This window comes from Nocardia sp. NPDC004860 (assembly GCF_040609015.1).
In the GTDB taxonomy this organism is placed as follows: domain Bacteria; phylum Actinomycetota; class Actinomycetes; order Mycobacteriales; family Mycobacteriaceae; genus Nocardia.
In genome coordinates this window covers 255475-277067 of record NZ_JBEXJI010000004.1, presented here as the reverse complement: position 1 = coordinate 277067, position 21593 = coordinate 255475, and the positions used below count along the sequence as shown (strand labels likewise).

At 71.0% G+C, this 21593-nt stretch carries 17 protein-coding genes; 6 read left to right on the top strand and 11 right to left on the bottom strand.

Annotation, left to right across the window (positions count from 1 at the left end):
- Positions 1–318: 318 nt before the first annotated feature.
- The 4 genes from ndk to ABZV44_RS11590 all read right to left on the bottom strand — a co-directional run bounded on the left by ndk (position 319) and on the right by ABZV44_RS11590 (position 5443).
- On the bottom strand, positions 319–735 hold the full coding sequence (gene ndk, locus ABZV44_RS11605; RefSeq protein ID WP_354834836.1) for a nucleoside-diphosphate kinase: 417 nt from the start codon (positions 733–735) through the stop codon (positions 319–321).
- Between the two features lie 159 nt (positions 736–894).
- Complete coding sequence (locus ABZV44_RS11600; RefSeq protein WP_354834834.1) at positions 895–1302, bottom strand: DUF4233 domain-containing protein; 408 nt, start codon at positions 1300–1302, stop codon at positions 895–897.
- Positions 1299–2669, bottom strand: a complete 1371-nt coding sequence (locus ABZV44_RS11595; protein ID WP_354835326.1) for a folylpolyglutamate synthase/dihydrofolate synthase family protein — start codon at positions 2667–2669, stop codon at positions 1299–1301. The genes ABZV44_RS11600 and ABZV44_RS11595 overlap by 4 nt, the downstream gene beginning before the upstream one ends.
- A gap of 74 nt (positions 2670–2743) precedes the next feature.
- Positions 2744–5443 (bottom strand): valine--tRNA ligase, encoded by a 2700-nt coding sequence (locus ABZV44_RS11590; RefSeq protein ID WP_354834831.1) that lies wholly within the window; start codon positions 5441–5443, stop codon positions 2744–2746.
- 324 nt (positions 5444–5767) lie between these two features.
- Here ABZV44_RS11590 and ABZV44_RS11585 point away from each other — a divergent pair, with 324 nt between their 5' ends.
- Positions 5768–6403: a class I SAM-dependent methyltransferase gene (locus ABZV44_RS11585; RefSeq protein WP_354834828.1), complete on the top strand. Its 636-nt coding sequence runs from the start codon at positions 5768–5770 to the stop codon at positions 6401–6403.
- A 213-nt stretch (positions 6404–6616) separates the two neighbouring features.
- Positions 6617–6985, top strand: coding sequence for a hypothetical protein (locus ABZV44_RS11580; protein ID WP_354834826.1), 369 nt, complete (start codon positions 6617–6619; stop codon positions 6983–6985).
- 115 nt (positions 6986–7100) lie between these two features.
- Here the strand turns inward: ABZV44_RS11580 and ABZV44_RS11575 are convergent, their stop codons facing one another.
- Together ABZV44_RS11575 and ABZV44_RS11570 are read right to left on the bottom strand one after the other, a co-directional pair.
- Positions 7101–8027 carry a YegS/Rv2252/BmrU family lipid kinase gene (locus ABZV44_RS11575; protein ID WP_354834823.1) on the bottom strand — a complete coding sequence of 309 codons (927 nt, stop codon included), beginning with the start codon at positions 8025–8027 and terminating at the stop codon, positions 7101–7103.
- A complete protein-coding gene (locus ABZV44_RS11570) occupies positions 8024–9601 on the bottom strand; it encodes an FAD-binding oxidoreductase (protein ID WP_354835324.1) in 1578 nt (525 codons plus the stop codon). Before ABZV44_RS11570 ends, ABZV44_RS11575 begins: the two co-directional genes overlap by 4 nt.
- Before the next feature lie 128 nt (positions 9602–9729).
- Here ABZV44_RS11570 and ABZV44_RS11565 point away from each other — a divergent pair, with 128 nt between their 5' ends.
- Positions 9730–10332 (top strand): TetR/AcrR family transcriptional regulator, encoded by a 603-nt coding sequence (locus tag ABZV44_RS11565; RefSeq protein ID WP_354834820.1) that lies wholly within the window; start codon positions 9730–9732, stop codon positions 10330–10332.
- A 48-nt stretch (positions 10333–10380) separates the two neighbouring features.
- Positions 10381–11919: a glycerol-3-phosphate dehydrogenase/oxidase gene (locus ABZV44_RS11560; RefSeq protein ID WP_354834817.1), complete on the top strand. Its 1539-nt coding sequence runs from the start codon at positions 10381–10383 to the stop codon at positions 11917–11919.
- A gap of 122 nt (positions 11920–12041) precedes the next feature.
- Here the strand turns inward: ABZV44_RS11560 and ABZV44_RS11555 are convergent, their stop codons facing one another.
- Positions 12042–12452 (bottom strand): hypothetical protein, encoded by a 411-nt coding sequence (locus ABZV44_RS11555; RefSeq protein ID WP_354834814.1) that lies wholly within the window; start codon positions 12450–12452, stop codon positions 12042–12044.
- Between the two features lie 206 nt (positions 12453–12658).
- On the opposite strand from ABZV44_RS11555, the gene ABZV44_RS11550 reads away from it, so the two are divergent.
- Positions 12659–13942, top strand: coding sequence for an FHA domain-containing protein (locus ABZV44_RS11550; protein WP_354834811.1), 1284 nt, complete (start codon positions 12659–12661; stop codon positions 13940–13942).
- Positions 13943–13987: 45 nt separating this feature from the next.
- Here the strand turns inward: ABZV44_RS11550 and ABZV44_RS11545 are convergent, their stop codons facing one another.
- The 4 genes from ABZV44_RS11545 to ABZV44_RS11530 all read right to left on the bottom strand — a co-directional run bounded on the left by ABZV44_RS11545 (position 13988) and on the right by ABZV44_RS11530 (position 21176).
- Positions 13988–17077: an FAD-dependent oxidoreductase gene (locus ABZV44_RS11545; RefSeq protein ID WP_354834808.1), complete on the bottom strand. Its 3090-nt coding sequence runs from the start codon at positions 17075–17077 to the stop codon at positions 13988–13990.
- A gap of 96 nt (positions 17078–17173) precedes the next feature.
- Positions 17174–19438, bottom strand: coding sequence for a protein kinase (locus tag ABZV44_RS11540; RefSeq protein ID WP_354834805.1), 2265 nt, complete (start codon positions 19436–19438; stop codon positions 17174–17176).
- Positions 19435–20700 (bottom strand): hypothetical protein, encoded by a 1266-nt coding sequence (locus ABZV44_RS11535; RefSeq protein WP_354834802.1) that lies wholly within the window; start codon positions 20698–20700, stop codon positions 19435–19437. The genes ABZV44_RS11540 and ABZV44_RS11535 overlap by 4 nt, the downstream gene beginning before the upstream one ends.
- Positions 20697–21176: a hypothetical protein gene (locus ABZV44_RS11530; protein WP_354834799.1), complete on the bottom strand. Its 480-nt coding sequence runs from the start codon at positions 21174–21176 to the stop codon at positions 20697–20699. Before ABZV44_RS11530 ends, ABZV44_RS11535 begins: the two co-directional genes overlap by 4 nt.
- Before the next feature lie 85 nt (positions 21177–21261).
- On the opposite strand from ABZV44_RS11530, the gene ABZV44_RS11525 reads away from it, so the two are divergent.
- On the top strand, positions 21262–21593 hold a 332-nt coding region (locus ABZV44_RS11525; RefSeq protein WP_354834796.1), incomplete at its 3' end, for a hypothetical protein.

Sequence of the window (21593 nt, the reverse complement as noted above, 5' to 3'; positions counted from 1 at the left end):
TCTTGGAAGCCGTCGGCGGCAGCGATGATCGTCCGTCGCTCCGCGGTGTCAATTCGAAGGTGATCGGCACCTGCCGCAAACGGCCCGCGTCGGTCACTTCCACAGCCAGTATCCCACACCACGCCGGGGCGTCGTGTCCGCGCGGCCCGGAGCGGGCCTCGCGAGTCTCACGCGGACCGCGCCGCAGCCGTCGGTGTGTGGCGGAGGGCCGCCCGCCCGCGCCTGCCTTCCGGGGCGCAGGGGCGGGCGGCTGCCTCTGCCTTCGGGGTCTCCCCCGGACCTATCGAGTGTGTGCGGGGAGCGGTGCCCCGCACGGGTTCAGAGCGCGAATTCCGGGAACCAGAGCGAGATCTCGCGCTTGGCGGACTCGGGCGAGTCGGAGCCGTGCACGAGGTTGTACTGGGTCTCGAGGGCGTAGTCACCGCGGATGCTGCCGGGGACGGCCTTCTCGACCGGGTCGGTGCCGCCCGCGATCTGACGGAACGCGGTGATGGCGCGCGGACCCTCGAGCACGGCCGCGACCACCGGGCCGGAGGTGATGAATTCGATGAGCGATCCGAAGAACGGGCGCTCGGCATGCTCGGCGTAGTGCACGGCGGCCAGCTCGGGCGAGACGTTCACGAGCTTCAGCGCCGCGATCTTCAGACCCTTGCGCTCGATCCGGGTGATGATCTCCCCGACGAGGCCGCGGGCCACGCCATCGGGCTTGATGAGTACCAACGTCTGCTCAGTCACGCCGCCACAGTACCGCCTCCCCGAAACTCCATCGCACGGCCGGGAGCCGTCGCCGGCCCCATTCGCGTGCCGGCGGTCAGGATGCGAAGCGATTTCGGACGTACCCGACGAGTTACCCCGAGCGCAACGAAATCAGTTGTCGCCTGAGGCAACGAGAACTCATGCGCCGGACATGCGCTGGCTGGGCAGCTGGCCCGCCTTCATGCGCTTCTGCACATCGGAGCGCAGGAACAGGATGAAGGCCCAGACGGCGACGAAGACCACGCCGATCACCAGGATCGACAGGTGGATGAAGCCGCCGAGCAGCAGGGCCGCCTGCAGGGCCAGGTTGAACGGGATGGCCCAGGGCCGGCGCTGCAGGCCCGCGCCCAGGAACATGACCACGGCCAGGCCGACCACGTAGAGGATGGACCACCAGCGCAGGCCGCCGCCGACCGCGCCGATCACCGGCAGCGCCAGCAGCACGGTGATGGCCTCGAGAACCAGGGTGCCGGCCATGACGCCGCGCAGGCCCTTCCACGGGTCGGTGGCGGGCGGCGGGACGTCGGGCGTGGCGTCGGAGGTCATGCGGGATCCTTTCCGAACAGGCTGCGGGCGGCCCCGGCGGTGACGACCGAGCCGGTGATGACTATGCCCGCACCGGAGACCAGTTCGCCGTCCTCCCCGCCCTCGGCGAGGGCGATGGCGGTCTCGATGGCGTCGGCCAGGTCGTGGGCGACGGCCACGCGTTCGTCGCCGAAGCGCTGGACCGCGAGGTTGGCCAGGTCGTCGACGGGCAGGGCGCGCGGGGAGCCGTTCTCGGTGACGACGATCTCGTCGAAGACCGGTTCCAGGGCGTCGAGGATGCCGCCGGCGTCCTTGTCGCCCAGCACCGCGATCACGCCGACCAGTTTGCGGAAGTCGAATTCGCTGGTCAGCGTGGCCGCCAGGGCCGCGGCACCGTGCGGGTTGTGGGCGGCGTCGATGAAGATCGTGGGCGCACTGCGCATGCGCTCCATCCGGCCGGGGCTGACGGCGGCCGCGAATCCGGCTCGTACAGCGTCGATGTCGAGCTGCCGGGACGCGCCCGCGCCGAAGAACGCCTCGACCGCGGCCAGCGCCAGCACCGCGTTGCGGGCCTGGTGCTCGCCGTGCATGGGCAGGAAGATCTCGTCGTAGACGCCGCCGAGCCCTTGCAACTCCAGCATCTGGCCGCCGATGGCGACGCGACGCGACAGCACCTGGAACTCCGCGCCCTCGCGGGCGACGGCCGCGTCGACCTCGACCGCGCGGCGCAGCAGCACCTCCATGGCCTCGGGTTCCTGCTGGGCGATGACGGCGACGGTGTCGCGCGGGACGAGGTCGTCGGCGGGGGCCTGCTTGATGATCCCGGCCTTCTCCCCCGCGATGGAGGTGAGGTCGGGGCCCAGATAGTCGATGTGGTCCAACCCGATCGGGGTGATGACGGCGACCTGGCCGTCGATCACATTGGTGGCGTCCCAGCGACCGCCCATCCCGGTTTCCACCACGGCCACGTCCACCGGCGCTTCGGCGAAGGCCGCGTAGGCCATCGCGGTCAGCACCTCGAACTTCGACATGGCCGGGCCGCCTGCGGCTTTCGACTGCGCATCGATCATCTCCACGTACGGCAGCAGTTCGCGGTAGATCTCGACATAGCGCCCGGGCGTGATGGGCGCGTTGTCGATGGCGATGCGCTCGGTGGCCAGCTGCAGGTGCGGGCTGGTGATGCGTCCGGTGCGCCGGTGCAGCGCGGTGAGCAGCGAGTCGATCATGCGGGTGACCGAGGTCTTGCCGTTGGTACCGGCGACGTGGATGGCCGGATACGACTGCTGCGGCGAGCCCAGCAGGTCCATCAGCGTCGCGATGCGGGTGAGCGACGGCTCGATCTTGGTTTCCGGCCAGCGCTGGTCGAGTTCGGCCTCGACCAGCGCCATCTCGGCCAGGTCCACCGGCGAGGTGCCGCTGCTCAGCGGGGCACCCTCGGCGTACTGACGCTCCGGTTCGTCGTTCACTGGGCCGCCAGCTTGGCGATCTCGGCGAGGCGGGCGGTGATCCGCTCGACGTCGCCCTCGGCGATCTCCTTGCGCGCCTTGATCTTCGCGACCACGTCCTCGGGGGCCTTGGCCAGGAACGCCTCGTTGCCGAGCTTGCCGGTGGTGCCGGCCAGTTCCTTCTGGGCGGCGGCGAGGTCCTTCTCCAGGCGGCGGCGCTCGGCGTCGAGGTCGACCGTGCCGGAGGTGTCGATCTCGACGGTCACCGTGGCGGCGCTCAGGCGCACCTCGAGCGAGGCGGTGGCGGCGAAGCCGTCACCGGCCGGGGTGAGCTTGGCCAGGTTGGCGATACCGGCCTCCTGCGCGCGCAGGTCGGCGGTGTCGATGCCGTTGAGCTTGGCGGCCACCTTCTGGCTGTCGCCCAGGCCCTGGTCGGAGCGGAAGCGGCGGATCTCGGTGATCAGCTTCTGGGTGTCCGAAACCCGGCGGGCCGCGGCCGTGTCGGCGGTGGCGCCGGAGACGGCCGGCCAGGCGGAGATGACGATGGACTCGCCCTCGGCGCCGTCGGTGAGGGCCTGCCACAGCGTCTCGGTGACGAACGGAACGGCCGGATGCAGCAGGCGCAGCACGGCGTCCAGGACGGTGCCGAGCACCAGGCGGGTGCTCGCCGCGCGCTCCTCGGACTCGGCGAACTGCACCTTCGCCAATTCCAGGTACCAGCTGCAGAATTCGTCCCACGCGAAGTGGTACAGACCCTCGAGGGCCTTGCTGAACTCGTAACGGTCCAGGGCCGCATCGACTTCGGTGACGACCTCGTCGAGGCGGTCCAGGATCCAGCGGTCGGTGTCGGTGAGGCTCTCGCGCGCGGGCAGCTCGCCCGGCTGCGCGCCGTTCATCAGCGCGAACTTGGTGGCGTTGAACAGCTTGGTGATGAAGCTGCGCGAGGCCGTCACGTGCGGAGTGCCGACCGAGAGGTCGCCGCCGGGCTGCGCGCCACGGGCGAGGGTGAATCGGGTGGCGTCGGCGCCGTATTCGTTGATCCAGTCCAGCGGGTCGATGCCGTTGCCGCGCGACTTGGACATCTTCTTGCCGAACTCGTCGCGAATCAGGCCGTGCAGGAACACGTCCTGGAACGGGACCTGCTTCTGGTTCGGGTCCTTGCCGACGGTGAGCACCGGGTCGTCGGAGACGAACATGCCGAACATCATCATCCGGGCGACCCAGAAGAAGAGGATGTCGTAGCCGGTGACCAGCACGCTGGTCGGATAAAACGTGCTCAGCTCGGGCGTCGCGTCCGGCCAGCCCATGGTGGAGAAGGGCCACAGGCCCGAGGAGAACCAGGTGTCGAGCACGTCCGGGTCCTGGACGTAGCCCTCGGGGGCCTGCTCGTCGGGTCCGACGCAGACGATCTCGCCCTCGGGTCCGTACCAGATCGGGATGCGGTGACCCCACCACAGCTGGCGCGAGATGTTCCAGTCGTGCATGTTGTCGACCCACTCGAACCAGCGCGGTTCCTGGCTGGCGGGGTGGATCTTGACGTCGCCGTTGCGGACCGCGTCACCGGCGGCCTTGGCGATGCCCTCGACCTTCACCCACCACTGCATGGACAGGCGGGGTTCGATGGGTTCGCCGGAGCGCTCGGAGTGGCCGACCTGGTGGATGTAGGGATACTTGCGCCCGACCACGCGGCCCTCGGCCTCGAGCCGCTCGCGGATCTTGAGCCGGGCCTCGAAGCGGTCCATGCCGTCGAATTCGGTTCCGCTGTCGGCGATCTTGCCGGTCTTGTCCATGATGGTGGGCATGGGCAGGTTGTGGCGCAGGCCGAGCTCGAAGTCGTTGGGGTCGTGTGCCGGGGTGATCTTGACCGCGCCGGAACCGAATTCGGGGTCCACGTAGTCGTCGGCGACGATGGGGATCTGGCGGCCGGTGATGGGGTGATAGACGGTCGTACCGATGAGGGCCCGGTACCGCTCGTCGTCCGGATGCACCGCGACGGCCGTGTCACCGAGCATCGTCTCCACCCGGGTGGTGGCCACGATCACGTGCGGCTCATCGTCGTTCAGCGAGCCGTAGCGCAGGGAGACGAGTTCGCCCTCGACCTCCTTGTGGTCCACCTCGAGGTCGGAGATGCCGGTCTGCAGCACCGGCGACCAGTTCACCAGGCGCTCGGCGCGGTAGATGAGGCCCGCGTCGTAGAGTCGCTTGAAGATGGTCTGCACGGCGCGGGAGAGTCCGTCGTCCATGGTGAAGCGGTCGCGGCTCCAGTCCACACCGTCGCCGAGGCGGCGCATCTGGCCCTGGATCTGGCCCCCGGACTCGCGCTTCCAGTCCCAGACCTTGTCGACGAACAGCTCGCGGCCGAAGTCCTCCTTGGTCTTGCCGTCGACGGCGAGCTGCTTCTCCACCACGGTCTGAGTGGCGATGCCGGCGTGGTCCATGCCGGGCAGCCACAGCACCTCGAAACCCTGCATGCGCTTGCGGCGGGTGAGCAGGTCCATGAGGGTGTGGTCGAGGGCGTGGCCCATGTGCAGGGTGCCGGTGACGTTCGGCGGGGGCAGCACGATCGAGTAGGCGGGCTTGGCGCTACCCGGGTCGGCGGTGAAGTAACCGGCGGCTACCCAGCGCTCGTACAGGTCGGCCTCGACATCGCTGGGGTTCCAGCTCTTGGGGAGGGCATCGGCACGATTACGCGGGTTCTCAGAGGCTGCGCTGGTCACCGGTCGATTCTAAGGGCTGGGATTATCGCCGAACGACCGGGTTTTTCCTAGGCCCGATTTACCGCCGCATGGGGCCCGGATGGATAGCCGAAGGGCGAGGCTTCCGACGGATGAGGGACACCGGAAGCCTCGCCCTCGATGGTCAGCCTACCGCCGTTTCGGGCCTCCCTCCCGGATCCAAAGGCAATTCTCAGGTTCTGGCCCAAATTGGCCAGGGTAGACCAGATTTCGTTGCATCGACGTTGCGTCCGCCGCATTGTTTTCGCGTCGTGACAAGCACATTGCGAGGTCCCGGCGAAGCGACCGGCGGGTAACCTGTCGAGCATGAATCCGATTGTCTCGCGGGTGATGTCGACGGTCGCCGGGCAGCTGGGAAATCCGCACGGAGTGCTGGGCAAGGGCGTGGCGCGCCTCCTCAATCGCGGCAACCGGCCGATGATCGAGGCCGCGGTGGCGGCGACCGAGGTGGCCGCCGGTGACGCGGCCGCCGATATCGGATTCGGCGGGGGTATCGGGCTGACCCTGCTCCTGGACCGGATCGGGTCCGGCACGGTGACCGGTGTCGAGCTCTCCCCCGACATGCTGGCGCGGGCCCGATCGGAGTTCGCGGCCGACGTCTCGTCCGACCGTCTGCGCCTGGCCGAGGGCTCCCTCACCGAGCTCCCGGTCCCGGACGCCGCCCTGGATGCCGTGATCACCTGCAACACCATCTATTTCGTGCCGGAGCTGGATCGCGCCTGCACCGAGCTGGCGCGTGTGCTCGCCCCCAAGGGCCGCTTGGTGATCGGCATCGGCGACCCGGACGCCATGGCGAAAATGCCTTTCGCCCCATACGGATTCACCCTCCGCCCGGTCGCCGAGGTGAAGGATGCGCTGGAGCGGGCCGGGCTGAGGGCCGATCACCGGTTCCTGCCGCGAAAGCCGATTTCTGGCCACTTGCTCATCGCACGCCCGTCCTAGTCGGTGCTCCGACCGCCTGTCGCATTTGCCCGGTCAGAACATGTGAGCTGAATCACTTTTATCGGCCGGAGTGGCATAAATCACTCGAGCCTTGCCATGGTTACCTGCGGTGATGTGTTCTGGCTACCCGGCTGGATCCAGCCGCCACCGTTCACCGCAGTAATCGATACAGCTCCGCAGGACATCTCTCCCGCCGCTGGAAAGCGAGTCATCATGCGTGTTCGAACATTTGCTCTTGCCGCGGCCGCCTGTGCGGGGCTCGGTCTGGCCGGATTGGCCGCCGCCGGAACCGCTTCCGCTGCAACCCCGTTCGTGATTCCACAGGTCGGTGCGGCGGGAGTGGAGCTGAATCACAATGAGACGCAGGCCCTGGCCGAGAGCCCGATTCCGGCGCTGATCGACCGGTATGCGCCGCATAATGCCGTGATCGTGGGGCTGCAACCCGATTCGACTCTCATCCAGAACGGCCATGCCGTGTTCGCGGATATGCCGGCGGTCGTCGGTGAGGCCGCGGACCATCCCGACGGCTCGGTGGATGTGGTGCTGAGCCCGAAGGGTTTGGGCGTGTTCCAGGTCTGGTGAGAGTTTCGACCCACCTTCCTCAGACCCCATATGACAAATGCGCCCCACGCCGAAAGACATGGGGCGCACCGCTTTTGCCGGATCGACCGGACGCGGTCGGGCGGTACGGCAGGGGTCAGGGGACCAGCACGTCCAGGGCGCCACGAACGGCGCGGAAGTGCGCGGGGAGCAGTCCGGCCGGGTCGCCGTCGGCGGTGGCGGGCGCGCCGGGAGCGGTCAGGCGGATCTCCCGGGCCTGGTATTGGACCGCGGCGGGATGGTCGATGCGCTTGCCGGAGGACAGGGTCGGGAGCAGGCGCAGCATCTCCAGCCGGGACATGGCCCCGACCACGGTCAGGTCCAGCAGGCCGTCGTCGATGAGCGCGTCGGGGCAGATGAGCATGCCGCCGCCGTAGGTGCGGGTATTGCCGACGGCGACCATGACCGCGTCCAGTTCCAGGACGGTGCCGTCCGGATGGTCGGGTGAGCCGGTCAGTTCGATGCGATAGGGCACGGCCAGCTTGCCCGCGAGTTCGAGCAGGGCGGCGACGGTGTAGCGCATCGGGCCGTTGGGCCAGCGGAGAGCGTTGGCGCGCAGGGTGACTCGCGCGTCGAGGCCGGTGCCGGTGACGGTGGCGAACCAGAGGGCGCGGCCCGACTCCTCGGTTTCCACGGTGCCGAGATCGATGGCGCGGGTCCGGCCGCCCACGACCGTGGCCACCGCGGCGTCGGTGTCGTCGGGGACGCCGAGTTCGCGGGCGAGGTCGTTGCCGGTGCCGCCGGGGATCAGGCCGAGGGGGACGCCGGTGCCGACCAGGGCCTGCAGCACCACGCCGACCAGTCCGTCGCCGCCCGCCGCCACCACGGCGTCGGGGCGGGCGTCCGGGTCGGCCAGCGCCTTGCGCACCAGCCGTTCGCTCTCGGCGGCCGATTCGCCGCGGATCTCGGTGACCTGGACGCCGCGGGCGGCGAAGCGGTTGGCCGCCTCCACGGCGACCAGCGCGCCCTTGCCGTGACCGGACAGCGGATTGGTCACCAGGGCGATGGAGCGGATCGTTGTCACGGAATCAGCTTCCCAGGGTTGAGGATTCCGGCGGGGTCGACGGCATTCTTCACCGCGCGCAGCACCTGCACACCCAGATCGCCGATCTCGTCGGTCATCCACGGCCGATGGTCGGCGCCCACCGCGTGGTGGTGGGTGATGGTGCCGCCCGCGGCCACGATGGCGTCGCCCGCGGCCCGCTTGGCGACGGCCCACTGCGCGATCGGGTCCGCGGCCTGCTTGCCGACGACGGTGAAGTACAGCGACGCGCCGGTCGGGTAGGTGTGCGAGATGTGGCACATGACCAGCGCGGGGGTGCCCTGGGCGGTGAGCGAATCGGTCAGCGCCGCGGTCACCTTCGCCTTGAGGTTGGCGAGATCGGCCCAGCTGGTGGCGGTTTCGAGGGTCTCGCAGAGCACGCCCACGTCCAGCAGCGCATCGCGCAGGTAGGGGGCGGCGAAGCGGCCGTGTTCCCATTCCCGGGCGGGGGTTTCACCGAGGGCGGTGCCGCCGGCGGCGGCCAGCAGGGCGGCGGCCTCGGCACTGCGGGCGGCCACGTGCGCGGCGGTGCCCTCGAAGGTGGTGACCGCGAGGCAGCCGCCGACGGGCGCGCCGCCGATGTCCCCGGCGCGGGCCAGGTTCAGGCCGGTCTCGGCCTCGTCGGACAGGCGCATGACGGTGGGGGCGGCGCCGGCCTGGATGACGGTGCGCAGCGCATTGGCGCCGGTGGCGAAGTCGGGGAACGACCAGGCCTGGTAGCCGGTGGTTTCCGGGACCGGGTGCACCCGCAGGGTGACGCCGGTGATGATGCCGAGGGTGCCCTCCGAACCGGAGAACAGTTCGCGCAGGTCGGGTCCGGCGGCCGAGGCAGGCGCCCGACCGAGGTCGAGATCGCCTGCGGGCGTGGCGATCCGGAGCCGCTGGATCATGTCGTCGAAGCGGCCGTAGCCGGCCGAGGCCTGGCCCGAGGAGCGGGTGGCCGCGAAGCCGCCGATGGTGGCGTATTCGAAGCTCTGCGGGAAGTGGCCGAGCGAAAGGCCTTGGCGGGCAAGCAGTTCCTCGGCCTGCGGACCGGACAGGCCCGCGCCCAGGGTGGCGGTGCCGCTGACCGGATCGACGTCGGTGAGGGTGTCGAGGCGGCGCAGATCGAGGGCGACGACGGCCGCGAAGCGGCCGCGCGCGGGATCCAGGCCGCCGACCACGCTGGTGCCGCCACCGAAGGGCACGACCGCGATGCCCTCGGCGGAGCAGTACTTCAGCAGCGCGAGAACCTGGTCGTGATCGGCGGGGAAGACGACGGCATCGGGCGCGTCCTGCTCGCCGTCGGCGCGGCGGCGCAGCAGGTCGGGCGTGGATTTGCCGCCGGCGTGCAGCAGGCGGTCGCGATGGTCGATCGACAGGTGCTCGGCTCCGACCACCGCGACGAGCCCGGCGTGCTGTTCCGGCGTGAGCGCCGAGGCGCGCAGCGGCACGTCGCCCTCATCGCGACGGGTCACCGGCTCACCGGACACCCCGAAAACCTGTGCGAGCAGTCCCCGAATCTGCTCGGACAGCGGTTTGTGTCCGGACGGGGAGCCCCAGGCGTCCCACACCATACTCGCGCGAACCTGCGGCTCGCCCGGGTTTTCCGTGGACGCGGCAGCTGCTTGTGTGTCGACCATGCGTTACAGTCTGACATAGAATGTCAAGCAGTAACGACAACTACTCTCCGGTGGTGGCAACCATGAGTTCGACCGAACCATCCTCCGCCGTCGATCGGGCCATCCTCGACGCGGCACGCGCCTGTGTGGCCGAATTCGGCGTCCGGCGCACCACCCTGACCGAGGTGGCCCGTCGCGCGGGCGTCAGCCGGCCGACGGTGTACCGCCGCTGGCCCGATACCGGGTCCCTGGTGGCGGACCTGCTGGTGCGGGAACTGCGCGAGATCATCTCCGACACCGCGCCCAGCACGGGCAGCGCGCGCGAGCGGCTGGTCGGGGCCATTGTCGGCGGCGGCGCGGTGATGCGCCGGAATCCCCTGTTCGCCAAGATCTTCCGCGCCGACACCGACATCATGCTGACCTACGTGTTCGAGCGGCTGGGCCGCAATCAGCGCGCCCTCATCGACCTGTTCGCCGACGCCATCCGAGAAGGCCAGGCCGACAACTCGATTCGCGCCGGGGATCCCGGGCAGCTGGCCGCCATGCTGCTGCTGATGGCCCAGTCCGCGGTCCAGTCGGCGACCGCCTTCGCGCCGGTTCTGGACGGCGACCACCTCGACACCGAACTCGCCTACGCCCTGCACGGCTACCTGACCCCCACCGGCGCCTCACCGGGGACCCAGTAGCTCCACATGCTCGACAACCGACAGCGGCACTGATCGAAAGGCCTTCCCATGACTTCGAATACGGCTCGGCCCGACTCGTCGCTCAACGCGGCGCGGCGGCGGCGAGAGCTGTCGGCACTCGGTGACGACGCGACCATCGACGTGCTGGTGATCGGTGGCGGCATCACCGGCGTGGGTGTGGCGCTGGACGCCGCCGCGCGCGGGTTGCGGACGGTACTGGTGGAGAAGCACGACTTCGCGTTCGGCACCAGCCGCTGGAGTTCCAAGCTGGTGCACGGCGGGCTGCGGTATCTGGCCAGCGGCGGGGTCGGGATCGCGCACGAGAGCGCGGTCGAGCGCGACATCCTGCTCACCCGCACCGCGCCGCATCTGACCCGGGCGCTGCCGCAGGTGGTGCCGCTGCTGCCGAATATCGGTGCGGCGCAGAAGCTACTCGTGCGGACCGGCTTCCTGGCCGGGGACGTGCTGCGCCGGGCGGCGGGGACGTCGGCGTCGGTGCTGCCGCGGTCGCGGCGGGTGGCGGCGGCCGAGGCGCTGCGGCTGGCCCCGACGGTGCGCCGGGCCGGGCTGCGAGGCGGGCTGCTGGCCTGGGACGGGCAGCTGGTGGACGATGCGCGGCTGGTGGTGGCCATCGCCCGCACGGCCGCCCGGGAGGGCGCGACGGTACTGACCCGGGTCGAGGCCATGAATGTCACCGGCGGGAAGGCCACGCTGACCGACACACTCACCGGCGAAACGCTGGACGTGACAGCGCGTTCCGTCGTGAACGCCACCGGGGTGTGGGCCGATCAGGTGGATCCGAGCATCGAACTGCGGCCCTCGCGCGGCACGCACCTGGTGTTCGACGCCGCCGCGTTCGGCGGTCTCACCGCCTCGCTGACCGTGCCGATTCCGGGCAGCACCAGTCGTTTCATCTTCGCGTTCCCGGCCGCGCACAACCGGGTCTATCTGGGTCTCACCGACGAGGAGGCGCCCGGCCCGGTGCCGGACGTCCCGCACGCCACCGACGGCGAGATCGACTTCCTGCTCGACACCGTGAACACGGTGCTGCGGGAGCCGTTGCGCCGCAGCGATATTCGCGGCAGCTTCGCCGGCCTGCGGCCGCTGCTGCGCACCGGCGACGACAGCACCGCCGACATCTCGCGCGAGCACGCCGTGCTCACCTCCCCCACCGGCGTCATCACCGTGGTGGGCGGCAAGCTCACCACCTACCGGAAGATGGCCGAGGACGCGGTGGATGCCGCGGTGGCGCACGCGCACCTGGCCGCCGCACCGTGCCGCACCCGCAGCCTGCCCCTGGTGGGCGCGGTGTCCGGCGCGGCCCGCGATGCCATCCAGGCCCCGACGCGCCTGGTCGAGCGCTACGGCAGCGAGGCGACCACCGTGCTCGCGCTGGCCGGCCGGCATCCGAGCCTGACGGCGGAGGTGGCGCCCGGCATGGATGTCACCGCCGCCGAATTCGCTTTCGCCGTCGCCCACGAGGGCGCTCTCGACACGGCCGACCTGCTCGACCGCCGGACCCGCATCGGCCTCGTCGCCGCGGACCGGCAGGCTGCCGAGGCCGCCGCAAAGGCGGCCTTCGAGTAGCGGCTGATCAGCGACACCGGGCATCGACTGGTCGACCACGCCGGACCGCGGCCGGTCCACCGCACCGAGGGCGGTCGGTTCACCACACCGCACAGCGGCTGGTCGACGGCATCGGACGGCGCCTAGTTGGCGACGCCGCAGCCGGAGCCGGTCGGCAGGCCGTTACCGACCTGGATGTCGACGTACGGGAACACGTCCTGCCCGCCGGGGCGGCGCTGCCAGACCTGCAGGCGGTGCGGTCCGGCGGTGACGGGCGTCCACCGGGTCTGAGCCAGCGAGCCGGAGGGAGTCGCGTAGGCGAAGGGAATCCCGTTGTCGTAGAAGACGACCGGGGTGACCGGGTCGTCGACGATGCCGTCGATGTCGTAGCTGCAGCCGGTGCCGTAGTTGGTGGCCGAGCCGAAGCTGATGCCCGGGTCGATGCCGACCCGGGTCGCGGTCGCGCCGGCGGGCGCGGCCAGTCCGGCGACGGTCGCGAGCGTGGCGCAGCCGATCGCGGCGGCGGTGGTGGTCCTGATGATCGTGCCCCTCATGGTTCGGTCCTCATCGGTGACGCCGGAGCCGGATGCACCGGCACGATGCCTCGATCCTCGCGCCCGGATCCCGGCCAGGGGCGGCATTCCCGCAAACCGGGTGAACGCGTGTCGCCGGGCGTCCCGTCGGATCGGCCGTATGCCCGGGCCGCGGAACGGTCCTATGCTTGGCTGCGATGTTGTGGCGCCGGGAGAGGGAGGCGCGGATGGGTCGGATTCCGACGACGGTCGGGTTGATACCGGGGGCAGGACTGGTCGCCCGGTTCGGGAATGTGGTCATGTTCCTGCACGGTGAAAGTCCGTCCATGGAACGGATTATCGGCGCGGCGGAGACCGCGGCGAGCGCCGCGGATCCCGGTGTGGCGATCGCCCAGCGGCTGGCGGCGACCGTGTTCACCAGCGGTTCCGCGCAGCCGCCGGCCTTCGGGGTGGTCGCGCCGACGGCGGGCGGGATCCTGATCCTGCTGCGCGGCGCGGTGACCGCCGCGGTCGACGGGCCCGAGGGCGCCCGCCTGCTGTCCGGGGAACGCGCCCTGACCTGGGCCGACGAAATCGTGCGCGATCCGATCCGGCGGCTCACCGTGGTCGCCGACGACGCGGGCAGCGAACTGCCGCACACCGATCTGCGTGCCGGAGTCGTGGCGGGCGGCGGTTTCGTCCTGCACGCCCCGGTCTCGGGACTGACGGCCCCGCGCGCCGGCGAGACCCCGCCGGAGTCACCGCCGGTCGCCGACCTCACCCGCCGGGCCCCGACCCCGACGCCTTCCCACCCGCGCTTCTCGGTACCCATCCCGGCACGGGGCGCGGAACCCGCTGCCGGACAACAGGTTTCCCTGAAACCTCCGGAGCCCGCGCTCGAACCCGTGAATCCCCGCAATGCCGCTACGACTCCGGCTCCGGGCTCACGGCTCGCGGGTGACTCCGGTTCGGACCAGCCTGGGCCGGCGCTCGACAAGCGGGTGCGGATCGAGGCGCAGGCCGACTCCGGACCCGATTCCGGCCCTCCGGCCAGGCGAAAGGATCGCCCCGCCCCGGAGGATCAACCGCCGACGGCGGCGTACAGCCCGGGCGCCGAAGACATCGGCGAGCCCGGAGCCCGCGCCACCGCCGGGCCGCAGCCGCCCGCGACCTCGGCCATGGCCGCGGCGGGCGGGGCGCTCACCAGTACCGAGGGCGCGGTGTATCCGCTGGATCGGCCGTATGTGATCGGACGGGATCCGATGATCGACGAGGCGGTGCGGCGGGCGGTGGCCTCGCCCATCGTGATCGCGCGGGATCGGCACGTGTCGCGGGTGCACGCGCGGGTGTTCGTCGAAAACGGCTTGGTGTACGTGCGGGATGCGGGGACGCCGGGCGGGACCTTCGTGGCGGCTCCCGGTGCGGCGGACTGGGTTCGGGTGGGGCAGCGGCCGACGGAGTTGAAGGCCGGGTGGAGCCTGCGCATCGGCGAGCGGGTTCTCACCTATCGCACGGCGCAGGCGGCCCCGTAGGTCACAGCGCCGACCAGGTGGCTACTGGCGCAGGACATCCCGCGCTTACTGCAGTGCGGACCAATCCCCGCGCTGCAGGGCATTCCGGGCCGCCCCCGGTATCGCTTTCCGGGTGCGGACGGCCTGCTGCGCGGCGGCCACATCGGTGGGGTGATGGCCGAGCACGATCGCCCCGACCGCGCGGTCGCCGGAAATGACCAGCCGCCGATAGGACCGCACGGGTGATTCGTCCACCACGATCACCTCGTCGCGCTGGCCCGGCTCGACCTGCCCGATGCTGAACAGCTCCAGGCCGACTCCCTTGAGGATGGTGGCGGGCGTCTCCGCGGTCAGCACCTGATCGCCGCCGAGCGCGTTCACCGCCGCGGCCTGCGCCTGTTCGGCGGCGATGGGCCACAGGCCGAGCACGCGGTCGCGATGTTCGGCCACGTCTCCGGCCGCGTACACGTGCGGCACGGCGGTGCGCATGCGGTCGTCCACGAGAATGCCCCGCCGGACCGCGATTCCGGCGCGCGCGGCCAGGTCGGTATTGGGGCGGATACCGGTGGCGGTGAGGAATACCTCGCACGGCAGGACCGTCCCGTCCTTCAGGACTACGGACCGGACCGGATCGGAGTCCCGGCCGGGCCCGCGCGGAGTGCCGGGTGCGACCGCCCTGGAATCGGCGGTCAGCGCGGCGGTCTCGGCCCGGTGCCGGACCTCGATCCCGGCCCGGGTGAAGTGGTCCAGCACGATGGCCGACGCCCGCGGATCGAGCTGCTTGCCGAGTAGCCGCGGCCCTCGTTCCAGCACGGTGACACGTAATCCCAACTGGTGCAGGGCATATGCGGCCTCGAGACCGAGCAGACCGCCGCCGGCGACCACGGCCCGAACGCAGGACCGCTGCTGGGCGTAGGCGCGAATGGTCATGGCGTCCCCCGCCTCGCGGAGCACGAAGCTGCCGGGCCGGTGCAGTCCGGCGATATCGGGCAGCGCGGCGGACGCGCCCGTCGCGAGGATGAGCCGGTCGTAGGGCAGGACGTCACCGGTGCCGAGGTGGACCCGCTGCGATCGCGGATCCAGGTGGGTGGCAAGGGTATTGAGCCACGGCGTGATGCGGTGGTCCTCGTACCACTGTTCGGGCAGCAGGTGCAGGCCCTGCATGGCGGACCGGCCGGGTATGAGGCGCGAGATGCCCATGCGGTTGTAGAAGTCGTGGGATTCCCGGCCGACCAGGTGGATTTCGCAGTCGGGGTGGCCGCGGCGCAGGAAGTCGGCGGCGGTGATGCCCGCGATGCCGGTGCCGATGACGACCAGGCTCATCAGGGAGCGATCGAAGTGGGCGGGGCGGTCGCCGGTGCCGTGCCCGGGTTCGGGGGTGAGCGAGACCCGGACGCCGCTGCCGTTCACGCGGGCGCAGCAGGCCATCCGGGTATTGTCGGCGAACCCCAACCGCCGCAGTGTGTTCCGCTCATCGGCGGTCGGGTCGCACAGCTGCTCGCCACCCTCGAGGATCGCGACCGGGTCGGCGCCGCAGACGCCCATGCGGCAGCCCGACTCCAGGGGGAGGTTCGCCTGCTCGGCGAGATCGAGCAGGCTCACGCCGAGTTCGGCGGCCACGGTCCGGCCGTCGAAGTCCACCGAAGCCGCTGGGGCAGTGGCATTGTCGTCGGTGCGCGGCCGCGGGAAGGGCAACAGGACGGGTTCGATGCGAGCGCCGGTGCTGAGCGCGTACTGGAGTTCGCTGACCCGGGTGCGGGCCAGGAACAGCAGGGTCGCGGCCAGGACGAAAAAACTGATCGGCCAGCGTAACCAGGCCACGCCGCCGACACCGGTGATGGTGGTGAACGAGCCGAGCAGCACCGGTCCCGCGAACCAATAGAAGCCGTTGAGGGCCACCACCGCGTACACCGCCGACAGCATGGCCGGGCTCACCCCGGTCAGCGCCTCGACGGCGAAGTAGCCACCCACCGCGACCAGCAGAACCAGGCCCAGCGTCAGATACCGTTGCGGCACCGGCACTCCCGGATATCCGGCCAGCACTATGAACCTGAGCACGAATCCGGGCAGCGCGGCGGCGAACAGCTTGCGCGGCGCGCTCCAGCCGCGGTCCGGATCGGCCATATCGGCCTGGTAGGCGGCGCGCGGCTTGAAGTCGAAGCAGTTCTTGGCGCAGCCCACGCACGGGCGGCAGTGATTGTTGGCGATGGTGACGAACGGCGTCTGCCCGTAGGCGCGCTGCAGCGGGAACAGCGGGCAGATGCTGCTGCACCAGCCGCTCTTGCCCTTGAACACGACACCGCCGGTGAACGCTGCCAGCAGGACCGCGGACAGCACGACACCCGTGGCGACGCCGCTGCGGTCCAGGCCCGCGAGGCGCGATCCGGCGATGCCGAAGAACAGGGCGACCGCGATCAGATAGCCGCGCTGCTGCAGCCAGGCCGGCGGCGTGAGCGCGCGGGTGAAGCGGAACAGCCGCGGCAGCTGATTGGTGGCGGCCAGCGGACAGGTGTTGCGCCACAGGCCCGGTGCGATGAGGAACAGTCCGGGCAGCAGCGGCACGACGATCCTGAAGAAGACGAACAGCCCGCCCGCGGGCCGCACGAACAGCGTGACGATGAGCGCCAGGTAGGCGGTGATGCTCAGGAGGCGCGCCGCCTGCCAGACCGGCAGCGGTATCCGGCTCGGCAGTTCGGTGAAGGCGGGGAACAGGTTTCGCTCACCGGTCGGGTCGAGGCCGAGGGTCCGGTTGGCGAGGGCCACCCAGCGTGCGGGTGTCGGCTCGCCGCCGGGCGGGCGGGGTATCGCGCCCGACGGCCCGAGCACGGTCTCGGCGGGGACGGGCTCATCCGGTTCGCCGGTCGGGGCGTGCAGCACCAGGATCTCGCTGCGGCCCAGGCGCACCACGTCACCGGTGACGAGTTCCCGCCGGCCGGTCAGGGCCACGCCATTGACGGTGGTGCCGTTGCGGCTGCCCAGGTCGACCACGGACAGGGCCGTCGGGGTGGGCACCAGCCGCAGGTGCTGACGCGAGACCCCGCCGTCGGCCAGCACCTCGTGACCACCATCGCGCCCGAAGACGATGGGCCCGTCCAGCAGCCGCCGCCGCGCGGGCCGTCCCCATTCCCGGATCTCGATGACCGGACGCCCCGCCATGTTCCCGCCCCTTCCCGGCGCAGTCGTCGATCTCGCTGCGCTCGTGCATATATCGCCGGAATCCCGGTTCACCATTACCGCCGCGCTGCCTCGAGGTCAGGCGCGCTCCCGGAGCAGTTGCACCCGCAGATAGCGGTACCGCTTGCCGACCCGGCGGCAGCCGACAGCCAGGGCCAGTCCGGCCGCGACACCGCCTGCGGCGCACACGATCACGCCGGGCAGGGTGGGTTCGCGGCCGAGCAGCACCCACGCCGCCCCGGCCGCCGCGATCCCGAGCAGTCCCGTGCTGATGGCCAGCCCGACGGTCGCGCCGAAGCGGGCACTGCCGCGCCGCAACGTGCGGGCGTTCGATTCGGCGTATGCGGCGGCGAACAGCAGGAGCAGCAGGAGTCCGACGGCCGTCGCGGTGGTCGTGGCCCGCTGCCGTGTCCGCACCCCGAACCGATAGGTGGCCGTCTCGGAACCCGCACGGGACAGCGACAATTCACCGGTCAGCCGACCCGCTAGCACGTACTGGTTCACCGGCGCGGACAACTCCCCCGACCCACCCGGCAAAGCGGCACCCTGTCCCCCGGCCCGCACACCCAGCACATCCACCGACAGCCTCGCCTCATCCGCGTCCACCCCGTTGACAGTGATCGGCACCGGCTTGGACAGATCGAGATCCACAGTCCCCGAGGCGGGATCCACCCCGTCGATCCGAATCATTCCCGCAGGCGGCACATTCCGCTCCGGGGCGCCCACCCCGAGCACCGCAACCACCCCCGTCACCGCCACCAACAACGCCGCCACCAGCAACGGCACCCGAGGCGACGGCAGCGTGACCACCCGCTGCACCGGCAACAGCTCCGCCCGGTCCACCTCCGCCAGCCGCACCCCGCCACGCTGAATCGGCTCACGCGGCCGTATCCGCTCCAACGGTGCGGAAGCCCCGGGCCCGAACTCTCCGCCCGGTCGCGGACCGCTTCCATACCCGAATCCCGCTGGGCCACTGCCGAACCCATGTCCAGCGGGCATTCCGGCTTCACCCCGTCGCTGGGGCGCAGCGGGCCCGCCGCGCCAGGCGGCTGCCGGCCCGCCTCGGTCGGCTCGCCGTGTCGGTTCCGAGCGAGGGTCGGCGGGTGGCGGCGCAGCGCTACCCTGCCCTGCGCTCGGGCTCGAGGGCGATCCGTGCGGTGTGGCGGCCCCGCCGGAGGTGCGGCGACGCTGTTCCCGGGACTTCGACTCGGCGATGGGTGCGTCCGGCGGGATGTGCGGGCGAATCGGTTGTGGCGGAGGTGTTATCGGCCCGGAGCCGCGGTCGTGGGTCACCGCGCCGGGCGCTGGGGGCATCGCACCGGGCGGCGGGGTGTAGAGATCGTGGGAGCCGGGTCTCGGGGGTGGGGTCTGTGGAGTGAAGGGGCCGGGGATGCGCGGGTTGCGGGCGCTGCCGGTGGCGGCGGCCACGATGGTGTCCGCGCCGATGACCGGGATGCCCACGGGGGTGAGCCAATTCGCGCCCCAGAAGTGCGCGGCGGGCTCGGCGATGGCGACGCCGAAGGTTTCGGCGGTGTCGTAGCGGTCGGCGGGGTCGGAGGCCAGGCCGCGCATGACCGCCTCGGCGATGGGCTGAGGGACGAACGGGGCCACCTCGGTCAGGGGGATCGGGTCACCGTAGGCGTGGGCGAACAGCAGGGACAGGGCGTCGGGTCCGGGCGGGAAGGGCAGTACGCCGGAGAGCAGCTGGTAGAGCATGGTGGCCAGGGCGTAGACGTCGGTAGCGGGTGAAAGCCCCTGGCCCCGTACCTGTTCCGGCGCAATGTAGGAGGGCGTGCCGATGATCTCGCCCGCCCGCGTCACCAGTGTGTCCGCGCCGCCGACGATCTTGGCGATCCCGAAATCGGTGAGCTTGAGCGCGCCATTGGCCGCGAACATGAGGTTGGACGGCTTCACATCCCGGTGCAGGATGCCGCTGCGATGCGCGGCGTCGAGCCCGGCCGCGCACGACAACGCCACCGCCACCGCCGCGGTCGCCTCGAATCCCGCTGTGATGAAACGGTTCTCGACGGTGCCGCCGGGCAGGTACTCCAGCACCAGCAGGCACAGGTCGTCGTGCTCGATGTAGTCGTAGACCGGCACCACGTGCGGGTGGTCGAGCGCCGCCATCATCCGCGCCTCGTCGACGAACCGCCGCCGCACCTGCATATCGTCGGCGAACTGCGGCGGAATCTGCTTGATCGCGACCCGCCGGTGCAAGCCGCGGTGCATGCCGGCCAGCACCACCCCGCAGCCGCCGCGCCCGATCTGCCCGCCGACCTCGTATCCCGGCAGCGCCGCCCGCACCCGGGCCAGCTCGGCGGTGCCGGTATTCCCCACGCTCATCGGCCCGCTCCCTCCGGCCGGAAGCCCGGTCCGCCGGGCCCGCTGCGCAGTGTCGGCTCGTCCCCCGGATCCACCGCCTGGACTGCCTGCGTTACGGCCTCTTCCGAACCTGATCCGCCGGTCGGGTGATACGGTACGAACTCCGTTGCGCCAGAGTCTGATTGAGCACGCACGTCCAGGTCCGGGTAGGTGCCGCCCCGGATTCCCACCGCACCGAGGTCGCGGAAGGTGCCGCCATAGGGCGGATTGGGACCTTCCACGCCGGCATTGGCATCGAGTTCCTTCGCGGCGGCGAGATCTTCGGGGTCGAGGCCGAGATCGTCGGACTGCCGCGGGGTCGGCGAGAGGTAACCGGCCGCGAAGAAGAGGGCAGCGGTGGCACCCGCCAGGGCGAGCCACAGGGCGGTGCCGGGCACCCACCAGCGCGCCACCGAACCGGTGAACCCGATCATCAAGCCGATGCCGAGGCCGGGCGCGAGCAGGCGGAGGCCGCGCTGCCAGCGATTGGCCGAGAGGCGGTGGCGCGCAACGGTCAGGGCCGCGTCGACAACGGCCAGGGCGGTCAGGACCGCGATGATGATGCCGAACAGCCCGTACACCGACGCGAGCGAACCCCGCACATCGACGACGGTGTGCACCGCGGTGAGCGGCTTGCCGTCCGCGCCGATGAGCGTGAGGTCGGAGCCGATGAGCCCGGTCGCCTGCCCGTCCAGCCCGGCCGGATCCAAACGGTAGGTGAGCTTCTCGGTCTTGCCCGCCGCGACCGTCAATTCGACCGTCGTGGAGTACGAATAGAAGTTCAGGCCGAGCACGTGCCCGGCGAGATCGACCCGGCGGACCGACACCGGATTCGCGGTCCCATTGGTCACCTCGACGACGACCTGCGCGACCCGCTTCGGATCCAGGCGCACCGGATTGCCGGCATCGGCACCGGCAATGGCCCGGCCGTCGAGGGTCGCGGTCGCGCTCACCCCGGTGGCGGCGCGGGCGGGTCCGGCCACGAAGACGACCGCCACGACCACGAGGGCGACCATGAGCAGGGCGCCGAGCACGGTCCCGCCGATCGACCGGTGGCTGCGGGCACGAGCGACGTGCCGCGATTCCCTCTCGGCGCCAACAGGTTCGGCGGGTCGCTCGGCGGCCGGCCGGCCGTCGTCCCATCCGGTATCGAGTTCCCACCGGACGCATCGGTCACTTGCGCACCGGATTTCCGGCAAGCTGGGCGTCTGCACCTGGTTCGGCGCGGGTGTGCGACTGGTCATCGGGGCCTCCGTGCCGGGAGATGGGAAATCAGGCGGTGGCCGTAGAACCACCCGCCTACGAGCAGGAAGAACAGCAGCACCGTCATCGTCGCCGCGCCGCCGCCGACCTGGCTGACCAGCACGATGTCCAAGGGCGCGGCCAGCTTTCGCCCGCACTCGGCGGTCACCTCGTGCTGGCCGACCTCGGTGCCGCCGGTGGCGAGGGTGGCCGCGAAGCCGCCATCGGCCCGGGCCGTGGTGTCGGCGGCGGTGGTCCCGCCGATCGACAGCTTCACATTGGCACCGGGATCACAGCCGGTGCCGCTGGCCTGCACCGGCGCCCCGGGCGCCACCGCGGGCGGCTCCAGGGAGAGCCCGGAGGTCTGCGCGGGAACGGGAGTGGTCGAGGCGGGCGGCTTGGCTTCCGAACTCGGTGGAACCGCCTCGGTGGTGGTCGGCGGCGGCACGGCGGTCGTCAGCATCGACGTGGTCGGCACCGGATTGGGTTGCGGCTGCGGCTGATTCCCGCCCGGCGTGGTGCCAGGCGGTACGACGGCCGTGACGCATGTTCCGCTCGCGGGCTTGACCGAACCATCGGGGCAATACTGCGGCTGCGCGGAGGGGCACACCCCGCTGGAGGGTTTCACCGAGCCGTCCGGGCAGTACTGCGGCTGCGCGGACGGACAGACTCCACTCGCGGGTTTCACCGAGCCGTCCGGGCAATACTGCGGCTGCGCCGACGGACACACCCCGCTCGCGGGTTTCACCGAACCATCCGGGCAATACTGCGGCTGCACCGACGGACACACCCCACTCGCAGGTTTCACCGAACCATCCGGGCAATACTGCGGCTGCACCGACGGACACACCCCGCTCGCAGGTTTCACCGAACCATCCGGACAGTACTGCGGCTG